General features: G+C 66.0%; 17 protein-coding genes and 5 tRNA genes. All 22 read right to left on the minus strand.

What is annotated here, in order from left to right; genetic code table 11:
* Positions 1-93 precede the first annotated feature (93 nt).
* Positions 94-4,515 (minus strand): DNA-directed RNA polymerase subunit beta', encoded by a 4,422-nt coding sequence (locus tag QUW25_RS07940; RefSeq protein ID WP_289511675.1) that lies wholly within the window; start codon positions 4,513-4,515, stop codon positions 94-96.
* Positions 4,516-4,520: 5 nt separating this feature from the next.
* Complete coding sequence (gene rpoB, locus QUW25_RS07945) at positions 4,521-7,952, minus strand: DNA-directed RNA polymerase subunit beta (RefSeq protein WP_436317684.1); 3,432 nt, start codon at positions 7,950-7,952, stop codon at positions 4,521-4,523.
* Positions 7,953-8,502: 550 nt separating this feature from the next.
* Positions 8,503-8,883 (minus strand): 50S ribosomal protein L7/L12, encoded by a 381-nt coding sequence (rplL, locus tag QUW25_RS07950; RefSeq protein ID WP_289511677.1) that lies wholly within the window; start codon positions 8,881-8,883, stop codon positions 8,503-8,505.
* Positions 8,884-8,976: 93 nt separating this feature from the next.
* On the minus strand, positions 8,977-9,498 hold the full coding sequence (gene rplJ / locus QUW25_RS07955; protein ID WP_289511678.1) for a 50S ribosomal protein L10: 522 nt from the start codon (positions 9,496-9,498) through the stop codon (positions 8,977-8,979).
* 285 nt (positions 9,499-9,783) lie between these two features.
* Entirely contained in the window at positions 9,784-10,491 is a 708-nt protein-coding gene (rplA, locus tag QUW25_RS07960) for a 50S ribosomal protein L1 (protein WP_289511679.1), read from the minus strand.
* A 125-nt stretch (positions 10,492-10,616) separates the two neighbouring features.
* Positions 10,617-11,045, minus strand: coding sequence for a 50S ribosomal protein L11 (rplK, locus tag QUW25_RS07965; RefSeq protein ID WP_289511680.1), 429 nt, complete (start codon positions 11,043-11,045; stop codon positions 10,617-10,619).
* 88 nt (positions 11,046-11,133) lie between these two features.
* Complete coding sequence (nusG, locus tag QUW25_RS07970) at positions 11,134-11,682, minus strand: transcription termination/antitermination protein NusG (protein WP_289511681.1); 549 nt, start codon at positions 11,680-11,682, stop codon at positions 11,134-11,136.
* Between the two features lie 2 nt (positions 11,683-11,684).
* On the minus strand, positions 11,685-12,071 hold the full coding sequence (gene secE / locus QUW25_RS07975) for a preprotein translocase subunit SecE (RefSeq protein WP_289511682.1): 387 nt from the start codon (positions 12,069-12,071) through the stop codon (positions 11,685-11,687).
* Positions 12,072-12,142: 71 nt separating this feature from the next.
* Positions 12,143-12,218, minus strand: a tRNA-Trp gene (locus QUW25_RS07980).
* Positions 12,219-12,236: 18 nt separating this feature from the next.
* Positions 12,237-12,386, minus strand: a complete 150-nt coding sequence (rpmG, locus tag QUW25_RS07985; protein ID WP_289511683.1) for a 50S ribosomal protein L33 — start codon at positions 12,384-12,386, stop codon at positions 12,237-12,239.
* Positions 12,387-12,702: 316 nt separating this feature from the next.
* Positions 12,703-13,908: an elongation factor Tu gene (tuf, locus tag QUW25_RS07990; protein WP_289511684.1), complete on the minus strand. Its 1,206-nt coding sequence runs from the start codon at positions 13,906-13,908 to the stop codon at positions 12,703-12,705.
* A gap of 91 nt (positions 13,909-13,999) precedes the next feature.
* Positions 14,000-14,076 (minus strand) — tRNA-Met (locus QUW25_RS07995).
* A 28-nt stretch (positions 14,077-14,104) separates the two neighbouring features.
* A tRNA-Thr gene (locus tag QUW25_RS08000) sits at positions 14,105-14,180 on the minus strand.
* 3 nt (positions 14,181-14,183) lie between these two features.
* Positions 14,184-14,267, minus strand: a tRNA-Tyr gene (locus QUW25_RS08005).
* Positions 14,268-14,424: 157 nt separating this feature from the next.
* Positions 14,425-14,916 (minus strand): hypothetical protein, encoded by a 492-nt coding sequence (locus QUW25_RS08010; protein WP_289511685.1) that lies wholly within the window; start codon positions 14,914-14,916, stop codon positions 14,425-14,427.
* A gap of 57 nt (positions 14,917-14,973) precedes the next feature.
* Positions 14,974-15,048: transfer RNA gene (locus QUW25_RS08015), tRNA-Thr, on the minus strand.
* 70 nt (positions 15,049-15,118) lie between these two features.
* Positions 15,119-15,658, minus strand: a complete 540-nt coding sequence (locus tag QUW25_RS08020; RefSeq protein WP_289511686.1) for an NYN domain-containing protein — start codon at positions 15,656-15,658, stop codon at positions 15,119-15,121.
* A complete protein-coding gene (gene rlmB / locus QUW25_RS08025; protein WP_289511687.1) occupies positions 15,651-16,568 on the minus strand; it encodes a 23S rRNA (guanosine(2251)-2'-O)-methyltransferase RlmB in 918 nt (305 codons plus the stop codon). The genes QUW25_RS08020 and rlmB overlap by 8 nt, the downstream gene beginning before the upstream one ends.
* A gap of 6 nt (positions 16,569-16,574) precedes the next feature.
* Positions 16,575-18,053 carry a cysteine--tRNA ligase gene (gene cysS, locus QUW25_RS08030; RefSeq protein WP_289511688.1) on the minus strand — a complete coding sequence of 493 codons (1,479 nt, stop codon included), beginning with the start codon at positions 18,051-18,053 and terminating at the stop codon, positions 16,575-16,577.
* A gap of 210 nt (positions 18,054-18,263) precedes the next feature.
* The gene (ispF, locus tag QUW25_RS08035; protein WP_289511689.1) at positions 18,264-18,743 is read right to left on the minus strand and encodes a 2-C-methyl-D-erythritol 2,4-cyclodiphosphate synthase; all 480 of its coding nucleotides are present in this window, start codon (positions 18,741-18,743) and stop codon (positions 18,264-18,266) included.
* A gap of 79 nt (positions 18,744-18,822) precedes the next feature.
* Positions 18,823-19,587, minus strand: a complete 765-nt coding sequence (gene ispD / locus QUW25_RS08040; RefSeq protein ID WP_289511690.1) for a 2-C-methyl-D-erythritol 4-phosphate cytidylyltransferase — start codon at positions 19,585-19,587, stop codon at positions 18,823-18,825.
* Positions 19,587-20,666 (minus strand): DNA integrity scanning diadenylate cyclase DisA, encoded by a 1,080-nt coding sequence (gene disA, locus QUW25_RS08045; protein WP_289511691.1) that lies wholly within the window; start codon positions 20,664-20,666, stop codon positions 19,587-19,589. Before disA ends, ispD begins: the two co-directional genes overlap by 1 nt.
* Between the last annotated feature and the right edge of the window lie 59 nt (positions 20,667-20,725).

Consider the following 20,725-nt stretch of genomic DNA (forward strand, 5'->3'; position numbering starts at 1 on the left):
CACGACCCCCCCCCCCCCCACCCCACCCCCCCCCCCCCCCCCGGGGGGGGGGGGCGGGGGGCCCCGGCCCGTTAGGCGCGTATGATCCGAGCGCTAGTCCTCGGTCTCCTGGCGGACCACCTGGGAGAGGAGGTCGTCGAGGGACCCAAGGTCCTCGTTGATGATGTCGGAGTCGTTGGAGACGGTGTCGGAGCCGCCGATGAGCTCGTCATCATCAAAGTGGTGCGTGGCCGGCGCGGCGGTACCGAGCATGATGTCGGCGTCGGCATCCGGCGAGAAGACCATGTTGAGCAGCTGGGAGAGATCCTCGCTGTCAGCCTCGTCGTTCTCGGGCTCGAGGATGTAGAGCAGGCCGCGGGCCTCAAGGCCGTCGCGAAGCTCCTCGATTGCCTTGGCACCGATGCCGTCGATGCGCAGGAGGTCGTCCTCGGTCTTGCCGATGAGGTCGCCCACGGTCTCGATGCCCACCTCGCTGAACTTGTTGGTCCAGCGCTGCGAGACGCCGAGGTCGTCAAAGAGATAGAGCTTGGCGTCCTCGCTGGAGAGCGTGCGGCCGTTCTTGGAGTACACGCCGCCAAAGCCGTAGTCGTCGCCAACCCAGTCGAGCTGCTTGGGAAGCTGCTCCTCGATGCCCTTGAGCTCGTCGGGCGCCCACTCGGGCAGGCTCTTGGCCAGAGGCGAGGTGGGGCCGTCGATCTTGGTGCCGTGATAGGTGAGGTTCACGTCCTGGTACGCGGAGAGGCCCGTGCCAGCCGGAATCTGCTTGCCCACGATGACGTTGGACTTGAGGTCGAGCAGGTGGTCGACGTCGCCCTCGATGGCGGCCTCGGTGAGGACGCCGGCGGTGCGGATGAACGACGCGCTGGAGAGCCAGGAGTCGATGGAGCTGGCCACCTTGAGGGTGCCGAGAATGACCGGCTCGGCCTCGGGCGGGGTGCCGCCGGCGAGCGCCACGTTGCGAACGGTGTCGGCAAAGACGTAGCGGTCGACGTACTGGCCGAGGAGGTACTGGGAGTCACCCGGGTTGGTCACCTGGACGCGGCGCAGCATCTGGCGTGCGATGACCTCGATGTGCTTGTCGTTGAGGTCAACGCCCTGGGAGGTGTAGACGTCCTTGACCGACTCGACGAAGGTGTGCATCGTCGACTCGATGTCGGTGAGGCGGCGCAGCTTGCGGAAGTTGACAAAGCCGCGGGTGATCTGGTCGCCGGCACGGACCTCGACGCCGTCCTCGACGCCCGGCATGAAGCGCACGGACGCGGGGACGCGCCACTCCTCGATGGTGCGGGTCTGGTCCTCGGGGTCAACGATGCGCAGGAGGTACTCGGCCTGCTCGGGCGTGATGCGGAGCAGTCCGGAGACCGGCGCGAGGTCGGCCTCTCGACCGAGGATCTTCTCGTTGACGTTGCCAACGACGTCGAACATGCGGGCGACCGTGGGGAGGCCCTGCGTGATGTCGTCGGCGCCAGCGACGCCGCCGGAGTGAATCGTGCGCATCGTGAGCTGGGTGCCCGGCTCGCCGATGGACTGGGCGGCGATGATGCCCACGGCCGTGCCGATGTTGACCGGACGACGGGTGGAGAGGTCCCAGCCGTAGCACTTCTGGCAGACGCCGTACTTGGACTTGCAGGTGAGAAGGGCGCGGAGCTCGACCTTCTTGAGGCCGTGCTCGACGAGCATCTCAAGGTCGGCCTTGGACTCCACGTAGGCGTCCTTGGCGATAAGGACCTCGCCGGTCTCGGGGTCGCAGATGTCGTTCAGGGCGCAGCGACCGATGAGGTCGGTGTCCACAGAGGTCTGGCCCGGCTTGATGAGCGGGTAGGTAACGCCCTCGTCGGTGCCGCAGTCCTCCTCGCGGACGATGACGTCCTGGGCCACGTCAACGAGACGACGGGTCAGGTAGCCGGAGTCGGACGTGTGGGAGGCCGTGTCGACGAGGCCCTTACGGGCGCCGTAGGTGGAGATGAAGTACTCCAGCGGCTCGAGGCCCTCGCGGAAGTTGGCCTTAATGGGAAGGTCGATCGTGTCGCCGGACATGTCGGCCATGAGGCCACGCATGCCGGCGAGCTGACGAAGCTGCGTCTTGGAGCCACGGGCACCGGAATCGGCCATCATGTAGATGGGGTTGTCCTCGGCAAAGCCCGCGAGCATCTCGGTGGCGAGAAGGTCGGTGCACTCGGTCCACGCGTTGACGACCTCGGTGTGACGCTCTAGCTCGGAGAGGAAGCCGTCCTCGTAGTACTCGTTGATCTCGTCGACGCGCTCCTGCGCCTCCTCGAGCAGCTGGGGCTTGTCCTCGGGGATCGTGGCGTCCCAGACGGAGACCGTAAGGCCCGCGAGGGTGGCGTAGTGGAAGCCCGTGGACTTGATGGCGTCGAGGATCGGCTCGACCTCGGCGGTGGTGTAGCGGTCGCAGCAGTCGTTGACCAGCGCGCCGATGTCGCTCTTCACCATCTTGTAGTTGATGAAGGGGTAGTCGGCGGGCAGGCACTGGCGGTTGAAGATGATGCGGCCGATGGTGGTCTCAAAGCGCGCGCTGCGCTCGGTGACGTCGAGGTCCTCGTACTCGCCCTTGGCGGCCAGGATGCGGAAGACCCTGCGGTCGCCCTCGACGACGTTGGCGTCGGCGGCGGACACGCGCACGACCACGCGCTGCTGGATGTCGAGCTCGTGATTCATGTCGATGGCGAGAAGCGCGTCGTCAAAGTCGGCAAAGACGGGCATCTCGGCGCCCTCCACGGTCTTCTCGGTGGTGAGGAAGTACGCACCGAAGACCATGTCCTGGGACGGCACCGTGAGCACCTTGCCCGACGCGGGAGAGCGCAGGTTGTTGGCCGACAGCATGAGGACGCGGGCCTCGGTCTGGGCCTGCGTGGAGAGCGGCACGTGCACGGACATCTGGTCGCCGTCGAAGTCGGCGTTGAAGGGGGCACACACGAGCGGGTGCAGGTGGATGGCCTTGCCCTCAACCAGAACCGGCTCAAAGGCCTGGATGGAGAGACGGTGCAGCGTAGGTGCGCGGTTGAGAAGGACCAGGCGATCCTGGATGACCTCCTCGAGCACGTCCCAGACGGCCGGGAGCTGGCGGTCGATGGCGCGCTTGGCGCCCTTGATGTTCTCGACCTTGCCGAGCTCGACGAGGCGGCGCATCACGAACGGCTTGAAGAGCTCGAGCGCCATCTGCGAGGGCAGGCCGCACTGGTGCAGCTTGAGCGTGGGGTCGACGACGATGACCGAGCGGCCGGAGTAGTCGACGCGCTTGCCGAGCAGGTTCTGGCGGAAGCGGCCCTGCTTACCCTTGAGGGCCTCGGCGAGCGACTTCAGCGGGCGACCGCCACGACCGGTGACGGGACGACCGCGACGGCCGTTGTCAAAGAGCGCGTCCACGGACTCCTGGAGCATGCGCTTCTCGTTGTTGACGATGATCGCCGGGGCGTCGAGGTCGAGCAGGCGCTTGAGGCGGTTGTTGCGGTTGATCACGCGACGGTAGAGGTCGTTGAGGTCGGACGCCGCAAAGCGACCGCCGTCGAGCTGCACCATCGGGCGCAGGTCGGGCGGGATGACCGGGATGACGTCGAGGATCATGTTGGCCGGGTCGTTGCCGCCCTTGAGGAAGGCGTCGACGATCTCCAGGCGCTTGATGGCCTTCTCGCGCTTCTGCTTCTGGGCGGTGTCGGAGGCGATGACCTCGCGAAGCTCCTTGGCCTCGGCCTCGAGGTCGATGCCGCGCAGCAGCTCGCGCACGGCCTCGGCGCCCATGCCGCCCTTGAAGTAGATGCCGTAGTAGCGCTTGAGCTCAGAGAAGAGCCCCTCGTCGGAGATGAGCTCGCGCTCCTCGAGCTGCATGAACTTCTCGTAGGCCTCGGTGCGCAGGCGCTTCTCGTCCTCGTACTCGGCCTCGAGGTCGGCGATGCCGGCACGGATCTCGTCCTCGGAGAGGGGCTCGAGGTCGCCGAACTCCTCGCCGGAGTCCTCGCCCTGCTCGCGCAGGCGGGCGATCTGGTCGTCGCGCTCGGCGTCGAGCTCCTCGAGGTCGGCGTCAAGCTCCTCCTTGAGGTCGACGGCGTCGGCCTCGCGGGCCTCGGAGTCAACCTTGGTGATGATGTAGCTCGCGAAGTACAGGACCTTCTCGAGGTCCTTGCTCTTGATGTCGAGCAGGCGGGCCAGCGGGAAGCTCGTGGGGCTCTTGAAGTACCAGATGTGGCTCACGGGCGCGGCGAGCTCGATGTGGCCCATGCGCTCGCGGCGCACCTTGGCGGTGGTCACCTCAACGCCGCAGCGCTCGCAGACGATGCCGCGGAAGCGGATGCCCTTATACTTGCCGCAGGCGCACTCCCAGTCCTTGGTGGGGCCAAAGATCTTCTCGCAGAAGAGGCCGTCCTTCTCGGGCTTGAGGGTACGGTAGTTGATGGTCTCGGGCTTCTTGACCTCACCGTGCGACCAGCTGCGGATGCGGTCGGCAGAGGCAAGCGAGATCTTGATCGCGTCGAAGTCAGTGGTGTCGAAATCAGCCACAGTCGCTACTCCTTATCGCTCGTCGCGTCACCCACGAGGGCCGTCTCGAGGTCGTTTGCGGGCTCGGCGGGCGCCTCGGCGTCATCGGCCATATTGGCGAAGACGTCAATGGCGCTCTCGGCCACGTCGTGCTGCTCCTGCTCGGTGCGCTCGGCGCGCTTCTTGTAGGAGATCGGCTCGATGTCGAGGGCGAGGGAGCGAATCTCCTTGACGAGGACCTTGAAGGACTCGGGGATGCCCGCCGCCGGGACGTTCTCGCCCTTGACGATGGACTCGTAGGTCTTCACGCGGCCGTTGGTGTCGTCGGACTTGACCGTGAGGATCTCCTGGAGGACGTTGGCCGCGCCGTAGGCGTAGAGGGCCCAGACCTCCATCTCGCCGAAGCGCTGGCCGCCAAACTGTGCCTTGCCGCCCAGGGGCTGCTGCGTGACGAGGCTGTAGGGGCCGGTCGAGCGCGCGTGGATCTTGTCGTCCACCATGTGGCCGAGCTTCAGGATGTAGCTCGTGCCCACGGTGATCTGGCTCTTGAAGGGCTCGCCGGTGCGGCCGTCGTAGAGCGTGGTCTTGCCGAGGCTGTTGAGCTGCGGCACAAACTCCTCGCGCATGTGCTCGCCGTACTCGATCTTGGCCTTGTTCATGAGGTTGATGTTGGTGCGGCGCAGGACCTCCGCGACCTCCTCGTCCGTGGCGCCGTCAAAGACGGGCGTGGCCACGGGGATGGGGCCGGGCACGTAGCGGTCGGAGTTCTCGGACTCGTCGTCCCAGCCGTGGGAGGCACCCCAGCCGAGGTGGCACTCCAGGAGCTGGCCCACGTTCATACGGGAGGGGACGCCCAGCGGGTCGAGAAGGACGTCGACGGGCGTGCCGTCAGCCATGTAGGGCATGTCCTCGACGGGCAGGACGTTGCAGACGACGCCCTTGTTGCCGTGACGACCGGCGATCTTGTCGCCCTGCTGGATCTTGCGGCGCTGGGCCACGAAGACGCGGACGAGCTCGTTGACTCCCGGCGGGAGGTCGTCGCCGGCCTCGCGGCTAAAGCGGACCACGTCAACGACGCGGCCGTAGGCGCCGTGCGGCATCTTGAGGGAGGTGTCGCGGACGTCGTGCGCCTTGGCGCCGAAGATGGCGCGCAGCAGGCGCTCCTCGGCCGTGAGGGCCGTCTCGCCCTTGGGCGTGACCTTGCCGACGAGGATGTCGCCAGGGCCGACCTCGGCGCCGATGCGGATGATGCCGTCGTCGTCAAGGTTGGCGAGCATGTCCTCGGAGAGGTTGGGTATCTCGCGGGTGATCTCCTCGGGACCGAGCTTGGTGTCGCGAGCGTCGATCTCGTGGCGGGAGATGCTCACCGAGGTGAGGAGGTCCTCCTGCACCACGCGCTCGGAGACGATGATGCCGTCCTCGTAGTTGAAGCCCTCCCACGGCATGTAGGCAACCGTGAGGTTGGCGCCGAGGGCGAGCTCGGAGTGATCGATGGAGGTGCCGTCGGCGAGCGGCTGGCCAGCCTCGACCTTGTCGCCCGCGTGAACGATCGGGCGGTGGTTGATGCAGGTGGACTGGTTGGAGCGCTCGTACTTGGGCAGGTCATAGCGCTCGGAGCCGTACTCGTCGGAGTAGACGACCACGTGGGCGGCGTCGACCTCAGAGACGGTGCCGGCGTGCGCGGCGCGGATGAGCTCGCCGGAGTCGAGCGCGGCGCGCTCCTCCATGCCGGTGCCCACGAACGGCGCGTGCGCCTTGATCAGGGGCACGGCCTGACGCTGCATGTTGGCGCCCATGAGGGTACGCTTGGCGTCGTCGTGCTCGAGGAACGGGATGAGGTTGGCGGCCACGGAGAGCAGCTGGCGCGGCGAGACGTCCATGTAGTCGACGTCCTCAACGGCAACCTGGGCGGGAGCGCCGAAGGAGCCGTCGAAGTCGCGCGTACGGGCGATGATGCGCTCCGGGTGCGTGATCTCGCCGTTGTGGTCGAGCTCGATGAACTTGCCCGTCTTGGGGTCAAACGGCGTGTTGGCGGGGGCGATGTTGTGCGTCTCCTCCTCGTCGGCGGTCATCCAGTCGATCTGGTCGGTGACCTTGCCGTCAACCACGCGACGGTACGGGGACTCAATGAAGCCGTACTCGTTGACGTGGGCGTAGAGCGCGAGCGAGCCGATGAGGCCGATGTTGGGACCCTCGGGGGTCTCGATCGGGCACATGCGGGAGTAGTGCGAGTTGTGGACGTCGCGGACGGCCGTCGGCACGTTGGTGCGGCGGCTGGAGCCGGACTTGTGGCCGGCGAGGCCACCCGGGCCGAGCGCGGAGAGACGGCGCTTGTGCGTGAGGCCGGCAAGCGGGTTGGCCTGGTCCATGAACTGCGAGAGCTGCGAGGAGCCGAAGAACTCCTTGATGGCCGCCACGATCGGGCGGATGTTGATGAGGCTCTGCGGCGTGATGTCGTCGGCGTCCTGAGAGGCCATGCGCTCGCGGACGACGCGCTCCATGCGGCTCATGCCAATGCGGAACTGGTTCTGGACGAGCTCGCCCACGGTGCGGACGCGACGGTTGCCAAAGTGGTCGATGTCGTCGACGCGCTTGGTCTCGTCACCCGCGTGGAGGGCGAGGAGGTAGCGGATGGCCTCGATGATGTCCTGGTGCGTGAGCACGCGGCTCGTGGGCTCGTCGCCGAGCTCGAGCTTCTTGTTGACCTTGTAGCGGCCAACGCGCGCGAGGTCATAGCGCAGCTCGTTGAAGTAGAGACCATCGAGGAGCAGGCGGCCGGCGTCCGCCGTGGCGGGCTCGCCGGGGCGCTGGCGCTGGTAGATCTCCTTGAGGGCCGCCTCGCGGGTGGTGGAGGCGTCGCGTTCGAGGGTGTTGCGCACGATGTCGGAGTCGCCGAGAAGGGCGTAGACCTCGTCGTCGGTCTCGGCGATGCCGAGGGCGCGCAGGAACACGATCGCGGACTGGCGGCGCTTGCGGTCGATGGAGACCACGAGGTGGCCGCGCTTGTCGACCTCAAACTCGAGCCACGCGCCGCGCGCGGGGATGAACTGCGCCTTGTGCACGCGCACGCCGTTGTCCATCTCGGAGGAGAAGTAGACGCCGGGCGAGCGGACGAGCTGCGAGACGACCACGCGCTCGGTGCCGTTGATGATGAAGGTGCCGCGGTCGGTCATGAGCGGGAAGTCGCCCATGAAGACGAGCTGCTCCTTCATCTCGCCCGTCTCGGTGTTCACAAAGCGGACGTCAACAAAGAGCGGGGCCTGGTAGGAGATGTCCTTGGCGCGGCACTCGGCGATGGTGTGCGCCGGGTCGCCAAACTGGTGGTCCCCAAAGACCACCTGCATCGTGTGGGCGGAGTTCTCGATGGGAGAGAACTCGGAGAAGGACTCGGCGAGCCCCTCGCCCATGAAGTGCTCGAAGGACTCCTTCTGAACCGAGATCAGGTTCGGGAGCTCCATTGCCGGGGCAATCTTGCTAAAGGTCTTGCGTCCGGTCGTGCCTTGTGGTTTGGTAAGAGCAGTCTTTGCGGTAGACACCAGGCTTTTCCTCCTTCAAAAGGGTGGAAGGCGGCAATTGTCGCAACGTAATAATCTACCGAAAGCCATCCTGGCGGTCAATGAAAAGCCTTGACTTGACCGCCGTTTTCGAGTATGAATTCCCGCTCTCACAATCTACCTGCGCAAATGCTTTAGCGAGAAGAACGTGCTTGTGAAGGTTCGGTGTGCGCCGCGTGCCGTGCGCCCGCACGGGGAATCCCCGACCGTCGCCTAGGTGCATTCGCCAGGTGTATTCCGGCGCGGATACACCTAGCGGCATTCTGTCGTGCTGGCATACACCTGACGCGCTTTTGTCGTACCCGGGGAATACACCTGCTGTCCCTCTCGCCGGGGAATACACCTGCCGCACGCACGAGAAGCGCACGAAAAGGTGGCGCCGGACGCAAAAGGGGCCGGACCCGCAGGTCCGACCCCTTGAAAGTGCGCGTTGAGCGTGACCCAGTAAGCGAACTTACTTGAGGGTGACGGTGGCGCCGGCCTCCTCGAGCTGCTTCTTGGCGGCCTCGGCGTCCTCCTTCTTGGCGCCCTCGAGGACGGCCTTGGGGGCACCCTCGACGACCTCCTTGGCCTCCTTGAGGCCGAGGTTGGTCAGAGCGCGGACGACCTTGATGACGGCGATCTTGTTGTCGCCGAAGCCCTCGAGCACGACGTCGAAGTTGGTCTTCTCCTCCTCCTCGGCGGCGGCGGCAACCGGAGCGGCGGCAACGGCGGCCACGGGGGCGGCGGCGGAGACGCCGAAGGTGTCCTCGATAGCGTGAACGAGCTCGGAGGCCTCGAGAAGGGTCATCTCCTTGAGGGCGTCAATGATCTCCTCGGTGGTAAGCTTAGCCATTTCTGTTTCCTTTCGGTCTCGCGCGGATGCGCGATTTGCTTCTGTCTGCGGGGCGGGTGCCCCAGGGTGTGCGGCCGGGGCCGCGCGTTGCTGCTAGGCAGCCTGCTTCTGCTCGGAGACAGCGTTGACGGTGCGGGCGAGGCCAGCGGGGACCTCCTTGACGCACACGGCGATGTCGCGGGCAAAGCCGTTGATGAGGCCGGCGATCTGGGCCATAAGCTGCTCGCGGTTGGGCAGGTCAGCGTAGGCCTTGGCCTCCTCGGCGCTGAGGGCGACGCCGTCGGCGATGGCGCCGACGAAGTCCATCTTCTTGAGCTTCTCGGACTGCTCCTTGATCACCTTGGCGGCGTCAACGGCGTCCTTCTCGTAGAAGACGTAGGCGCAGGTGCCGGCGAGCATCTCGTCGATGTTCGGCAGACCGGCGTTCTCGAGCGCGATCTTGACGATGTTGTTCTTGTACACCTTCATCTCGGCGCCGGCCTCGCGCAGGGCGCGACGGACCTCCTGGGTCTCCTTGACGGAGAGACCGCGGTAGTCGACCACAAAGACGCCGTTGGAAGCCTCGAGGGAGCCTGCGACCTTTTCCAGCATCTCCACATTGGACTTGGATGGCATGTTGTTACACCTCCTTGATATGCGGTCGGGCACGAGCCGCCAACGCTGGCGGGCCTTCCGCATGAGAAGACCCCGCTTGGCGCAGCCAAAGCGGGGTCCTCGAAGATGCAATCTCTGAGACCACCTCGGCAGGCGGGTTTCCCCTTTGAGCCTTGCGGCACCGGCTGTCTTTGGCAGCGGACGTGCGATGTTTCCTTCACACGAGACGGGCGTCTCGCGCGTTAGTCATTCTCCCACGCAGCGAGACGCCCGTCAAGCGTTTCTTCAATTATGAAGCGAGAAGTACTACTCCTCCATAAGGTTGCGGGTCTTGGAGGAGTCGACCTTGATGCCGGGGCCCATCGTGGTGGAGATGACGACGGACTTGACGTACTTGCCCTTGGCGCTGGACGGCTTCACGCGGAGCAGCTCGTTGATGAGCGCGCCGTAGTTCTCGACGAGCTTCTGGGTGTCGAAGGACACCTTGCCCATCGGGACGTGGCAGATGCCGTAACGGTCGGCGCGGTACTCAACGCGACCGGCCTTGAGCTCGCCGACCATCTTGGCGACGTCCATGGTGACGGTGCCGAGCTTGGGGTTGGGCATGAGGCCACGGGGGCCGAGGATCTTACCAAGACGGCCGACCTTCCCCATCATGTTGGGGGTGGCGATGGCGGCGTCAAAGTTGAGCTCGCCGGCCTGAATCTGGGCCACGAGGTCATCGGAGCCGATCACGTCAGCGCCAGCGGCCTCGGCCTCGCGGGCCTTCTCGCCCTCGGCAAAGACGGCGACGCGGACGGTCTTGCCGGTGCCGTGTGGCAGGGAGATGGAGCCGCGGACGTTCTGGTCGGCCTTGCGGGTGTCAACACCCAGGCGGACGGCGACCTCGACGGTCTCGTCAAACTTGGCGGGAGCCAGTTCCTTGGCGAGCTCCATGGCCTCCTTCGGCGAGTAGAGCTTGGTGCTGTCGACCTTGGCGGCGGCGGCCTTGTAGTTCTTTCCGTGCTTAGGCATGCTACGTACCTCCTGTGGTCATCGGGCTTCTCGCCCTCCCACGTCGATGTTACGAGGGGACAGTCCCTTCGCAACATGTTCTTGAATGTTACGAAGGGACTGTCCCCTCGTAACATCGATACACGTTACTCGGCGATGGTGACGCCCATGGAGCGGGCGGTGCCGGCGACGATCTTCTTGGCGGCCTCGATGTCGTTAGCGTTGAGGTCCGGCATCTTGATCTCAGCGATCTTAGTGAGCTGCTCCTGGGTGAGCTGACCGACCTTGTCGCGCTGGGGCACGCCGGAGCCGCTCTTGAGGCCGAGCTCCTTCTTGATGAGCTGGGCCGCGGGCGGGGTCTTGCAGACGAAGTCGAAGCTGCGGTCCTCGTAGACCGAGATCTCGACGGGGATGATGTCGCCGGCCTTGTCCTGCGTGGCGGCGTTGAAGGCCTGGCAGAACTGCATGATGTTGACCTGGGCGGCACCGAGGGCGGGGCCGACGGGAGGCGCGGGGTTGGCGGCGCCCGCCGGAATCTGGAGCTTAATGAAGTTGACGACCTTCTTCTTGGCCATGGTGTTCTCCTTGAGAGCGTTGCGTGCGTACTATCGATGCGCCGCCCGAGAAGCAATCCTCACCGATTCGGGCAGGCGGAATCTCCCTCTATGCGATGACGGAAACCTGGTCGAGGCCGAGCTCAACGGAGGTCTCGCGACCAAAGATCATGAGCATGACCTTGATCTTGCCGGACTCGGCGTTGACCTCGGAGACGATGCCGTCGAAGTCCGCGAGCGGGCCGGAGAGGACCTTGACGGACTGGCCGACCTCGATGTTGGTGGAGGTGCGCTTGGGGACCACGGGCGTGGTGCCGCGGGCGCCGGTGCGACGCATGATCTTGTCGAACTCGCTGCGGCGCAGGGGCGACGGCTTGCCGTCGGGACCCACAAAGCCCGTGACGCCGGGGGTGTTGCGGACGAAGGACCACGTGTCGTCGTTGCCCTCCATGCGCACGAGAACGTAGCTGGGAAGGACCTTGGACTCCTTGGTCTCCCGCTTGCCGCCGTCCTTGATCTCCGTGACCTCCTCGGTGGGGATCTGGATGTCGACGATCTGGTCCTGCATGCCCATCATCTCGATGCGGTGCTCGAGATCGGTCTTGACCTTGTTCTCGTAACCAGAGTAGGTGTGGATGACGTACCAGCGCTTAGCCATGTCTACCCCCTAAGACCCGTGAAGCCCACGAGGGCGGCAACGATACCGGAGTCAACGAGCCAGATCACCACGCCAAAGACGATGAGCATGGCGACGATGGCAACGGAATACGTGCGGAGCTCGTCCTTGGAGGGCCAGACCACGCGGCGCATCTCGGAGCGGACGTCACCGAGGTAGTTGCCAATGCGGCGGAAGAAGCCAGGCTTCGTGTCCTTCTTCTCGGCCTTGGCCTCCTGCTTGGCGGCGAGCTTGGCGTCCTTGGCGGCCCTCTTCTCGAGGGCGGCCTTCTGCTCGGGAGTGACAGAGGCGGCCTGAGCGGCCTCGACGCGCGCACGCTCCTCGGCGCGGGCCTTGCGGACGCTCCTCTTGTTCCGGTCCTTGTTCGCCATCCCTTAGCTCCCTAAAAGTATCCGTTACATGGAAACCGGCTAACCCCGAGAGGATAGCCGGTGGTGAAATCTGGCAGGCCAGGAAGGACTCGAACCCTCAACAAACGGTTTTGGAGACCGCCGCTCTACCATTGGAGCTACTGGCCTGTGATGAAAACCCACCAGTTAGCGGGTCTCCCTGTGGACGGTGTGCTTCTTGCACCACGGGCAGTACTTCTTCAACTCCATGCGGTCGGGGTTGTTGGCCTTGTTCTTGTCCGTGGTGTAATTGCGGCGCTTGCACTCAGTGCACGCGAGGGTAACCAGAGTACGCATGAATCAGATCCTCCTGAAATACTTCTCGTTGGAGGGAGTTTCCCTCGAACGTGTCGCGGTGGCAAACGATACCATCCATCACTTGCGTCTGTCAAGTCGAGAAGAACGATGGTGCCGCTCTCACAAAAAGCACACTGACCGGGCCGGTGATGACGGGGGTGACTGATGGCAAAGGTGACAGGGTAGATTGTCACCATAGAACCCATGGTGACAATCTACCCTGTCACCTTTGCCATCAGTCACCCCCGTCATCACCGGCCATAGAAAACGGGCCCGACACATTGTGCCGGGCCCGAAAGAGTCGCTTAGCTAGAAGCTACTCGATGATCGTGGAGACACGGCCGTCGCCGACGGTGTGGCCGCCCTCACGGATGGCGAACTTGTCGCCTTGCTCCATCGCGATGGAGTGGATGAGCTTGCACTTGACGGTCACGTGGTCGCCAGGCATAGCCATCTCAACCTTGGTGCCGTTGGTGTCGGTGAGCTCGGAGATGTCACCGGTGATGTCCGTGGTGCGGAAGTAGAACTGCGGGCGGTAGCCGGCGAAGAACGGCGTGTGACGGCCGCCCTCCTCCTTGGTGAGAACGTAGATCTCGCCAGTGAACTCGGAGTGCGGGGTGACGGAGCCGGGCTTGCAGATGACCTGGCCGCGCTCGATGTCCTCGCGCTTGATGCCACGGAGCAGGATGCCGACGTTGTCGCCAGCCTCGCACATGTCCATGGTCTTGCGGAACATCTCGATGCCGGTGGCAACGGAGGTCTGCTTCTCGCGGATGCCTACGATCTCGACGGGGTCGTTGAGCTTGAGCATGCCGCGCTCAACACGACCGGTGGCAACGGTGCCGCGGCCGGAGATGGTCATGACGTCCTCGATGGCCATGAGGAACGGCTTGTCGTTGTCACGCGGCGGGGTCGGGATGTACTCGTCGACAGCGTGCATGAGCTCGATGATGGAGTCGACCCACTTCTGCTCGCCGTTGAGGGCGCCGAGGCCGGAGCCACGGATGATGGGGAGGTCGTCTCCGGGGAAGCCGTACTCGGAGAGGAGGTCACGGGTCTCCATCTCAACGAGGTCGATGAGCTCCTCGTCGTCAACCATGTCGCACTTGTTCAGGAAGACGATGATGTAGGGGACGCCGACCTGACGGGCGAGAAGGATGTGCTCGCGGGTCTGGGCCATGGGGCCGTCGGTGGCGGCGATGACGAGGATGGCGCCATCCATCTGAGCAGCGCCGGAAATCATGTTCTTGATGTAGTCGGCGTGGCCCGGGCAGTCAACGTGAGCGTAGTGGCGCTCCCAGGTCTCGTACTCGATGTGGGCAACGTTGATGGTGATGCCGCGCTGACGCTCCTCGGGAGCCTTGTCGATGTTCTCGAAGGCGGTGTAGTCGGCCTTGCAGCCCTCGGTCTCAGAGAGAACCTTGGTGATGGCCGCGGTCGTGGTGGTCTTGCCGTGGTCGACGTGACCAATCGTACCGATGTTTACGTGCGGCTTGGAACGATCGAACTTCTCCTTGGCCATGTGCCATCCTCCTTTTGGAACCGGCCTTGCGGCCAATCCTCTAACTACTGCGTTCTTATGCCAAGCGGCGCCGAGGCGCCGCTAAGAACTCTGGTACCGGTGACGGGATTCGAACCTGTGACATCGCGGGTATGAGCCGCGTGCTCTAACCAGCTGAGCTACACCGGCATGGTGCCTTGCGACTGAAAGGCGGAAATGGAGCCCGCGACCGGATTTGAACCGGTGACCTCTTCGTTACCAACGAAGTGCTCTACCGACTGAGCTACACGGGCGAATGGTGGGGATGCTTGGACTCGAACCAAGGAACCCAGAGGGAGCGGATTTACAGTCCGCCGCAGTTGCCGCTGTGCCACATCCCCATTCCGTTTTCAGCCACCCGCAGGGCGCGTTCTCCCCTGCAAGCGGGAGATAGATTACGACGCGGGAAAAATCTTGTCAACATATACCCCGTGACCGGGCGTATCCATACTCACGAGGTGCACACATCCGCAGGTCAGCGTAGTTGCTGCTTGCCCGTCAGCCACGTGCGAGCGGATACGTCATGCCAAGCAACTCGTAAAGGTCGGCAAAGCCGAGGCCCTTGCGATCGCGACGGCGGTACCACGTTGCGTAGGTGTTCCAATCCGGAACGAACACGTGATTGCAGAGCAGAATCCACATCGGGATGAAGACGATGAAGGCAAGGGCGGCAATCGCGGCCCATACGGTCGCCCGAAGATCCGCCGCCATCTCAAGCGGCAGCGCCAGCACGATGCCGAGCGCCACCAACGCAACGATCACATAGCCCGCCATCCCGAGCAGCTGCAGCCGCTTTGCGCTCTGGTAGCCGTCGAGGATGCGCCTCTGCAGCGGCTCATGCACCCCGACGAACGTCTTGGACGCGTACGAAAGCATCTCGTTGCGCTCTATGGCTGAGACGGCCACCCCAGCCGCCGTGACAGCTTCAGAGAACCCGTCCGGCGTTCGCAGCGGGGCATCTGACGCCCACTCGCTGAAATCGTCTGCCATCCCGCCCCCCCTCTAAGGATATGGGCCGCGACCGTGAAGTCGCGGCCCCTGAGCCCCTGGAGCCGGCAGAGGGAGTCGAACCCCCAACCCACGGTTTACAAAACCGTTGCTCTGCCATTGAGCCATGCCGGCGTGCGTCAGTACATGATAGCCGAACCCTCACCCCACCGCCTGCGAAAAGGGGGCAGGCGCGTTTTGGAGGCTAGCCGCGCAGGAGGCGCCAGAGCTTCTCGCGGGCCGCCGGGTCGATTCGGTCCTCGAGGCGCATGTGCTGGGTCTGGCGCTCGGCGTTGGCCTGGCGGTACTCCACGTCGAGTGCGTCCATGTTGGTCACGAGCACGTCGCTCGAGATGCGCGTCACCGGGATGCCGCCCACCGTAGCCCTGATGGTGTTGTCCGAGGTGACCACCGTCACGGCCTGCGGGGCGAGGCGCGCCTCGGTGACGAGGCGCTCGATCACGGTATCGGCGGACTCGCCGGCGGGCGAGAAGACCAGGCGCACGCCGGCCTTGGAGAGGTCCGGCCGCTCCGGCGAGACGTTTCCCGCCGCGTCGAAGACGATCACGGGCTCGTAGCGGCCCTTGGCGTAGGCGGCGACGTCGGCGATCAGCAGCTCGCGCGCCTGCTCGAAGGGGTCGCCGTCGGCGGTCTCGTCCATGCGGGCGAGGTAGCGGACGGACTTGTAGATGACGTTGTAGCCGTCCACCACGAGCAGCTCGCGCGGGGCGGCCGCCCTAGGCATCGGCCTCGCCGCCACACTCGACGCGCCGCAGCCACTCGTAGCAGAGCACGGTCGTGGCCTGGGCCACGTTAAGCGACTCCACGCGCCCGCGCTGCGGCAGACGACAGGAGAAGTCGCACTTCTCGGCCACCAGGCGCGAGATGCCCTCGCCCTCCGAGCCCATCACGAGCGCCAGGCGCCCGCCCATGGGGGCGTGCCAGACGTCCTCGGTTGCGTGCTCGGTGGCCGCGCAGGCCCAGAAGCCGGCGGCCTTGAGCTCGTCGATCGCGCGTGCGAGGTTGGGGACCTGCGCGATGGGCAGGTGCATGACGGCGCCGGCGGAGGTCTTGTACGCGCCCACGCCCACCGAGGCGGCCCGGGCCTTGGCCACGATCACGCCGGCCGCGCCCACGACCTCGGCCGTACGCACGATGGCACCGAAGTTGCCCTGGTCAGTCACGTGGTCGAGCACGACGATGAGCGCCGGGCCCTCCCCTGCCGCCGCGATCACGTCCGCGAGCTCGGCGTAGGCAAAGGGTCGCGTGCGCACGACGACGCCCTGGTGGGCGCCGTGGCTGGAGAGCGCGTCCAGGCGGGCGCGCGGCACGCGCTCGACGGGGACGCCAGCCTCGTCGAGCCGGGCGACGATCTTCTCGAGCGCCTGGTCGCGCTCGCCGGAGCGCTCCTGCACGAGCGCCGAGCGCAGCGGCATCCCGCAGGCCAGCGCCTCCTCGACGGCGCGGCGCCCCTCGACGAGGTCGCCGCGGTCGCGCTGCTGCGGCCCGCGGCGCGCCGCGCCCGGGACCGGACGGGAACCGCGGCCCTTCTCGCCGTGCGGCCCCTTGCCCTGGGCCGGACGGAAGGGACGGCCGCCCTTGCCCTTGCCGCCCCGGACGTCGCGGCCCGGCGTGCGTGACTGGTTCTTTGCCATGGCGCGCTACTCCTTGCGGTGCAGGCGGGCGCCGGCGGCGGTGTCCTCGACCACGAGGCCGAGCGCGGTGATGCCGTCGCGGATGGCGTCCGCGACGCCCCAGTTCTTCTGGGCGCGCGCGGCCTGACGCGCGGCGAGAAGGGCCTCGGCCGCCTCGACGGCAGACGAGCCCTCGTATCCAGCCTGCTCGCGCGCGAGGTCCACGAGACCCGCCGGGAGGTCATCCTCGCCGGTCGAGCGCGACAGCGTGATGCCCATGACCCCCGCGAGCTCACAGAGCATGTCGGCGGCGCGAAGGCAGACAGCCGTGGAGGTGTCGTCAGCAGCCTCCGCGAGATACGTGTTGCAGGCCGTCACCAGCGAGAAGATCGCCGCAAGGCCGCCGGCGGTGTTGAAGTCGTCGTCCATCTGACGGCAGAACTCCTCGCGCGCGGCGTCGATCTGCGCCCCGAGGGTGCGATCGGCGTCGTTGAGCTCGCCGTCCTGCGGGGAGCGCTCGGCCGCCCAGCGCAGGTTGCGAGCGCAGGTCTCCAGGCGCTCGAGCGTGCCGGCAACGCCCTCCAGGCGCTCAAAGGAGAAGTCCAGCGGCGCGCGATAGTGAGTCTGCAGCATGAGCAGGCGCACGGCGTCGGCGGGGTACTTGTCGAGCACCTCCTTGAGCGTGTAGAAGTTGCCGAGGCTCTTGGACATCTTCTCGCCGTCCACGCGCAGCATGCCGGTGTGCATCCAGGTGTTGGCGAGCGCGGCGTCCCAGGCGCACATGGCCTGGGCGGTCTCGTTCTCGTGGTGCGGGAAGATGAGGTCGGCGCCGCCGCCGTGGATGTCGATCGGGGTGCCCAGGTAGCGGTGGATCATCGCGCAGCACTCGGTGTGCCAGCCGGGACGGCCGTCACCCCACGGGGAGGGCCAGCTGGGCTCGCCGGGCTTGGCCGCCTTCCAGAGGGCAAAGTCAAAGGGGTCGCGCTTCTCGTCATTGACCTCCACGCGCTCGCCGGCGCGCATCTGGTCGAGGTCACGACCGGAGAGGATGCCGTAGCTGTGGTCGGAGCGCACGGAGAAGTAGACGTCGCCGGAGGGCACGGGATAGGCATGGCCACGCTCGATGAGCTGGGAGATCATCTCCTGCATGGCCTCGATCTCGTGCGTGGCGCGCGGGCGGATGTCCGGGTCCAGCACGCCAAAGCGGTGCATCTGCTCGATGAAGGCGTTGGAGCACTCCTCGGCGACCTCGGCGGCGCTGCGCCCGGTCTCGTTGGCGCGGTTGATGATCTTGTCGTCCACGTCGGTGAGGTTCTGGGCAAAGGTGACCTGGTAGCCCTTGTACATGAGGTAGCGACGAATCACGTCAAAGGCAAGGAACGTGCGCGCGTTGCCGATGTGAATCTGGTCGTAGACGGTGGGGCCACAGACGTACATGCGAATCTTGCCCTCCTCGATGGGGACAAGCTCCTCCTTCTTGTGCGTCTGGCTGTTATAGACGAGCATCTTCGCTCCTTGGGTGTCCGGTTGGATGGTCTTGCCAGTATAGCGCGTGGGCCGGACACACTCCGCGCGCAGCATATGGGGACGCGCGGCGACGTATTTTGGCGGGAAAGTGTCGGGCGGGGTCCACGCATCCGCAGCGGGGACGCGCAGCGACGTTTTGCGGGACCAAGGCGTCGACCCGCGTCCACAAAACACGGGCGCCGAGAAGGACTACCGTCCGTCGTCGAGAAGGGCCACGGCCCAGGCGGCCATTCCCTCCTCGCGGCCCACAAAGCCGAGCCGCTCCGTGGTGGTTGCCTTCACGCCCACGTGCTCGACGGGCACGCCCAGCGCGGCGGCCATCCGCTCGCGCATCTGCTCGCGGTACGGGGCGAGCTTGGGCGCCTGCGCGGCCACGGTGCAGTCCACGTCCTGGATGGCAAAGCCCCGCTCGCGCGCCAGCTTTGCCACGTGGGACATGAGCACGAGGGAGTCCGCGCCCTCGTAGGCGGGGTCGGTGTCCGGGAAGAGCTTGCCGATGTCGCCCGCGCGCATGGCGCCGAGAAGCGCGTCCATGAGGGCGTGGGCAAGGACGTCCGCGTCCGAGTGGCCCGCAAGGCCGCGCTCGCACGGCACGTCAACGCCGCCCAGCACCAGGCGCCGCCCCTCGGCAAACGCGTGCACGTCAAAGCCATGTCCAATGCGCAGCATATCGGCTCCCCCTTGATGACAAAGGTGACGTGACAAAGGTGACAGGGTAGATTGTCATCATGAAACACATGATGACAATCTACCCTGTCACCTTTGTCATGAGCGTGGCCTCGGCGATGGCGAGGTCCTCGGGCAGCGTGATCTTGATGTTGTCGCGCGTGGACTCCACCACCCGTACGCGACCGCCCAGACGCTCCACCAGGGAGGCGTCGTCGGTGCCCTGATAGCCGTCGCGAACGGCGCTCCTGTGGGCGGCAACGAGACGCGGCGTGCGAAAGACCTGCGGGGTCTGCGCCGCCCAGTAGAAGCTGCGGTCCGGCGTCGCGATGATCGTCTCGCCCTCAACGAGCTTGAGCGTGTCGATGGAGCGCGCGGCGAGAATGGCGCCCGCGAGCGCCCGGTCCTCGCGCACGGCGGCTATGCACGCCTCGATCTGCTCGGTCTCCACGAGCGGGCGCGCCGCGTCGTGCACGGCAACAAAGTCCAGGTCGCGCGGAACCTCCTCGAGCCCCGAGCGCACGGAGTCCTGCCGCGTGGCACCAGACGCCGCAAGCACGACGGGCTTTGCGAGGGAGAGCCGCGAGAGCACGTCCTTCTCGACCTCCGCTGCGCGGTCCGGCGCGCACACCACCACGATCCGCGCCACCGAGGGCGCGCGGTCAAACGCCATGATCGACCAGCACATGAGGGGAAGCCCACAGAGCTCCACGAACTGCTTGCTGCGTGGGTCGCCAAAGCGCTCGCCGGAGCCGCCGGCAACGATGACGGCGCAGGTGTCCGCGGAAACGGCCTGCACGCCCGTGCGCTCGGTGCAGGCGTGCGGGCACGTGGCGGGCGCGCCCATCACTCGCCCCTGTCCCACATGCGATGCAGGCTGTTGGCGAGCACGCCGGGGTTCTTGACGCCGATCTCGCCGAGGCGCGAGGGGTCGTCGTCCACGGCCTCGAGCACCTCCTGGAGCGAGCCGTACTCGTCCACGATCTTGTCGGCCATGCCGTCGCGCACCACGGAGACGCGCGAGAGCGTGCGCAGGCCGAGCGGGGTCATGATGGAGTCCTCGCCGCGCTCGTCGGTGTAGCCGAGCAGCTTGGCCACAAACTTGGCGGAGCGCAGCTGGGTGTTCACGGTGTCGTGGAGGCGCTTGCGGATGGCGCGCGCCGTCTCCTCGGAGGAGTCCACGGCGTAGTCGCGAATCATGAGCGTGTAGGCCTCGTCCATGCCCGCAAGGTACTCCTCGCGCTGCATCTGCGTGGTGCGGCCCTCGCTGCCGAGCTGGACGATGCAGTCGTCGAGCTCGTCGCCGGCGGTCATGAGCACCTCGAAGAGGTAGAAGATGCTGGTGAGGTCGCCCAGGGTGACCACGTTGTCCAGCTCGAGGCTCGTGAGGCGCAGGAGGCTGCGGTCAAGCTGGGAGCGCGTGTTCTGCATGGCCACGATGAGCTGGTTTACCAGCGAGAAGAGCGCGGTCAGGCTCTTGAGCTCGTAGCCCTTCCCGTCAACGTAGACGTTCACGACGGAGCGGCGAGACGAGACCGAGATGACCGTCGCCCTGGTGAGCAGGCTCATGCGCGCGGCGGTGCGGTGGCGCGTGCCCGTCTCGGAGGTGGGGAGCGACGGGTCGGGGTTGAGGTGGTAGTTGGCGCGCAGGATCTTGGTGAGGTCGCGGTCGACCACCACGGCGCCGTCCATCTTGCAGAGCTCGAAGAGGCGGTTTGCGGTGAACGAGACGTCCAGCTTGAAGCCGTCGTCCCCGGCGGCGAGGACGTTCTCGGTGTCGCCGACGCAGATGAGCGCGCCCAGGTGGCCGGCGAGGATCATGTCGAGCGCCGTGCGCAGGGGGGTACCCGGCGCCGTCTTTCTGATGGCGTCCTCGAAGCGCTGCTCGCGATCGCCTGCGCCGCTCTCAAACTGAGTGCCGTTCACCTGCGCCCCTCTCGTGCGTCTGCGGTCTTGTCTGAGTATAGCGCGGGCAGCGCCCCGCC

Origin of the sequence: Thermophilibacter provencensis, assembly GCF_030372065.1 — a bacterium.
GTDB classification, from domain to species: Bacteria; Actinomycetota; Coriobacteriia; order Coriobacteriales; family Atopobiaceae; genus Thermophilibacter; species Thermophilibacter provencensis_A.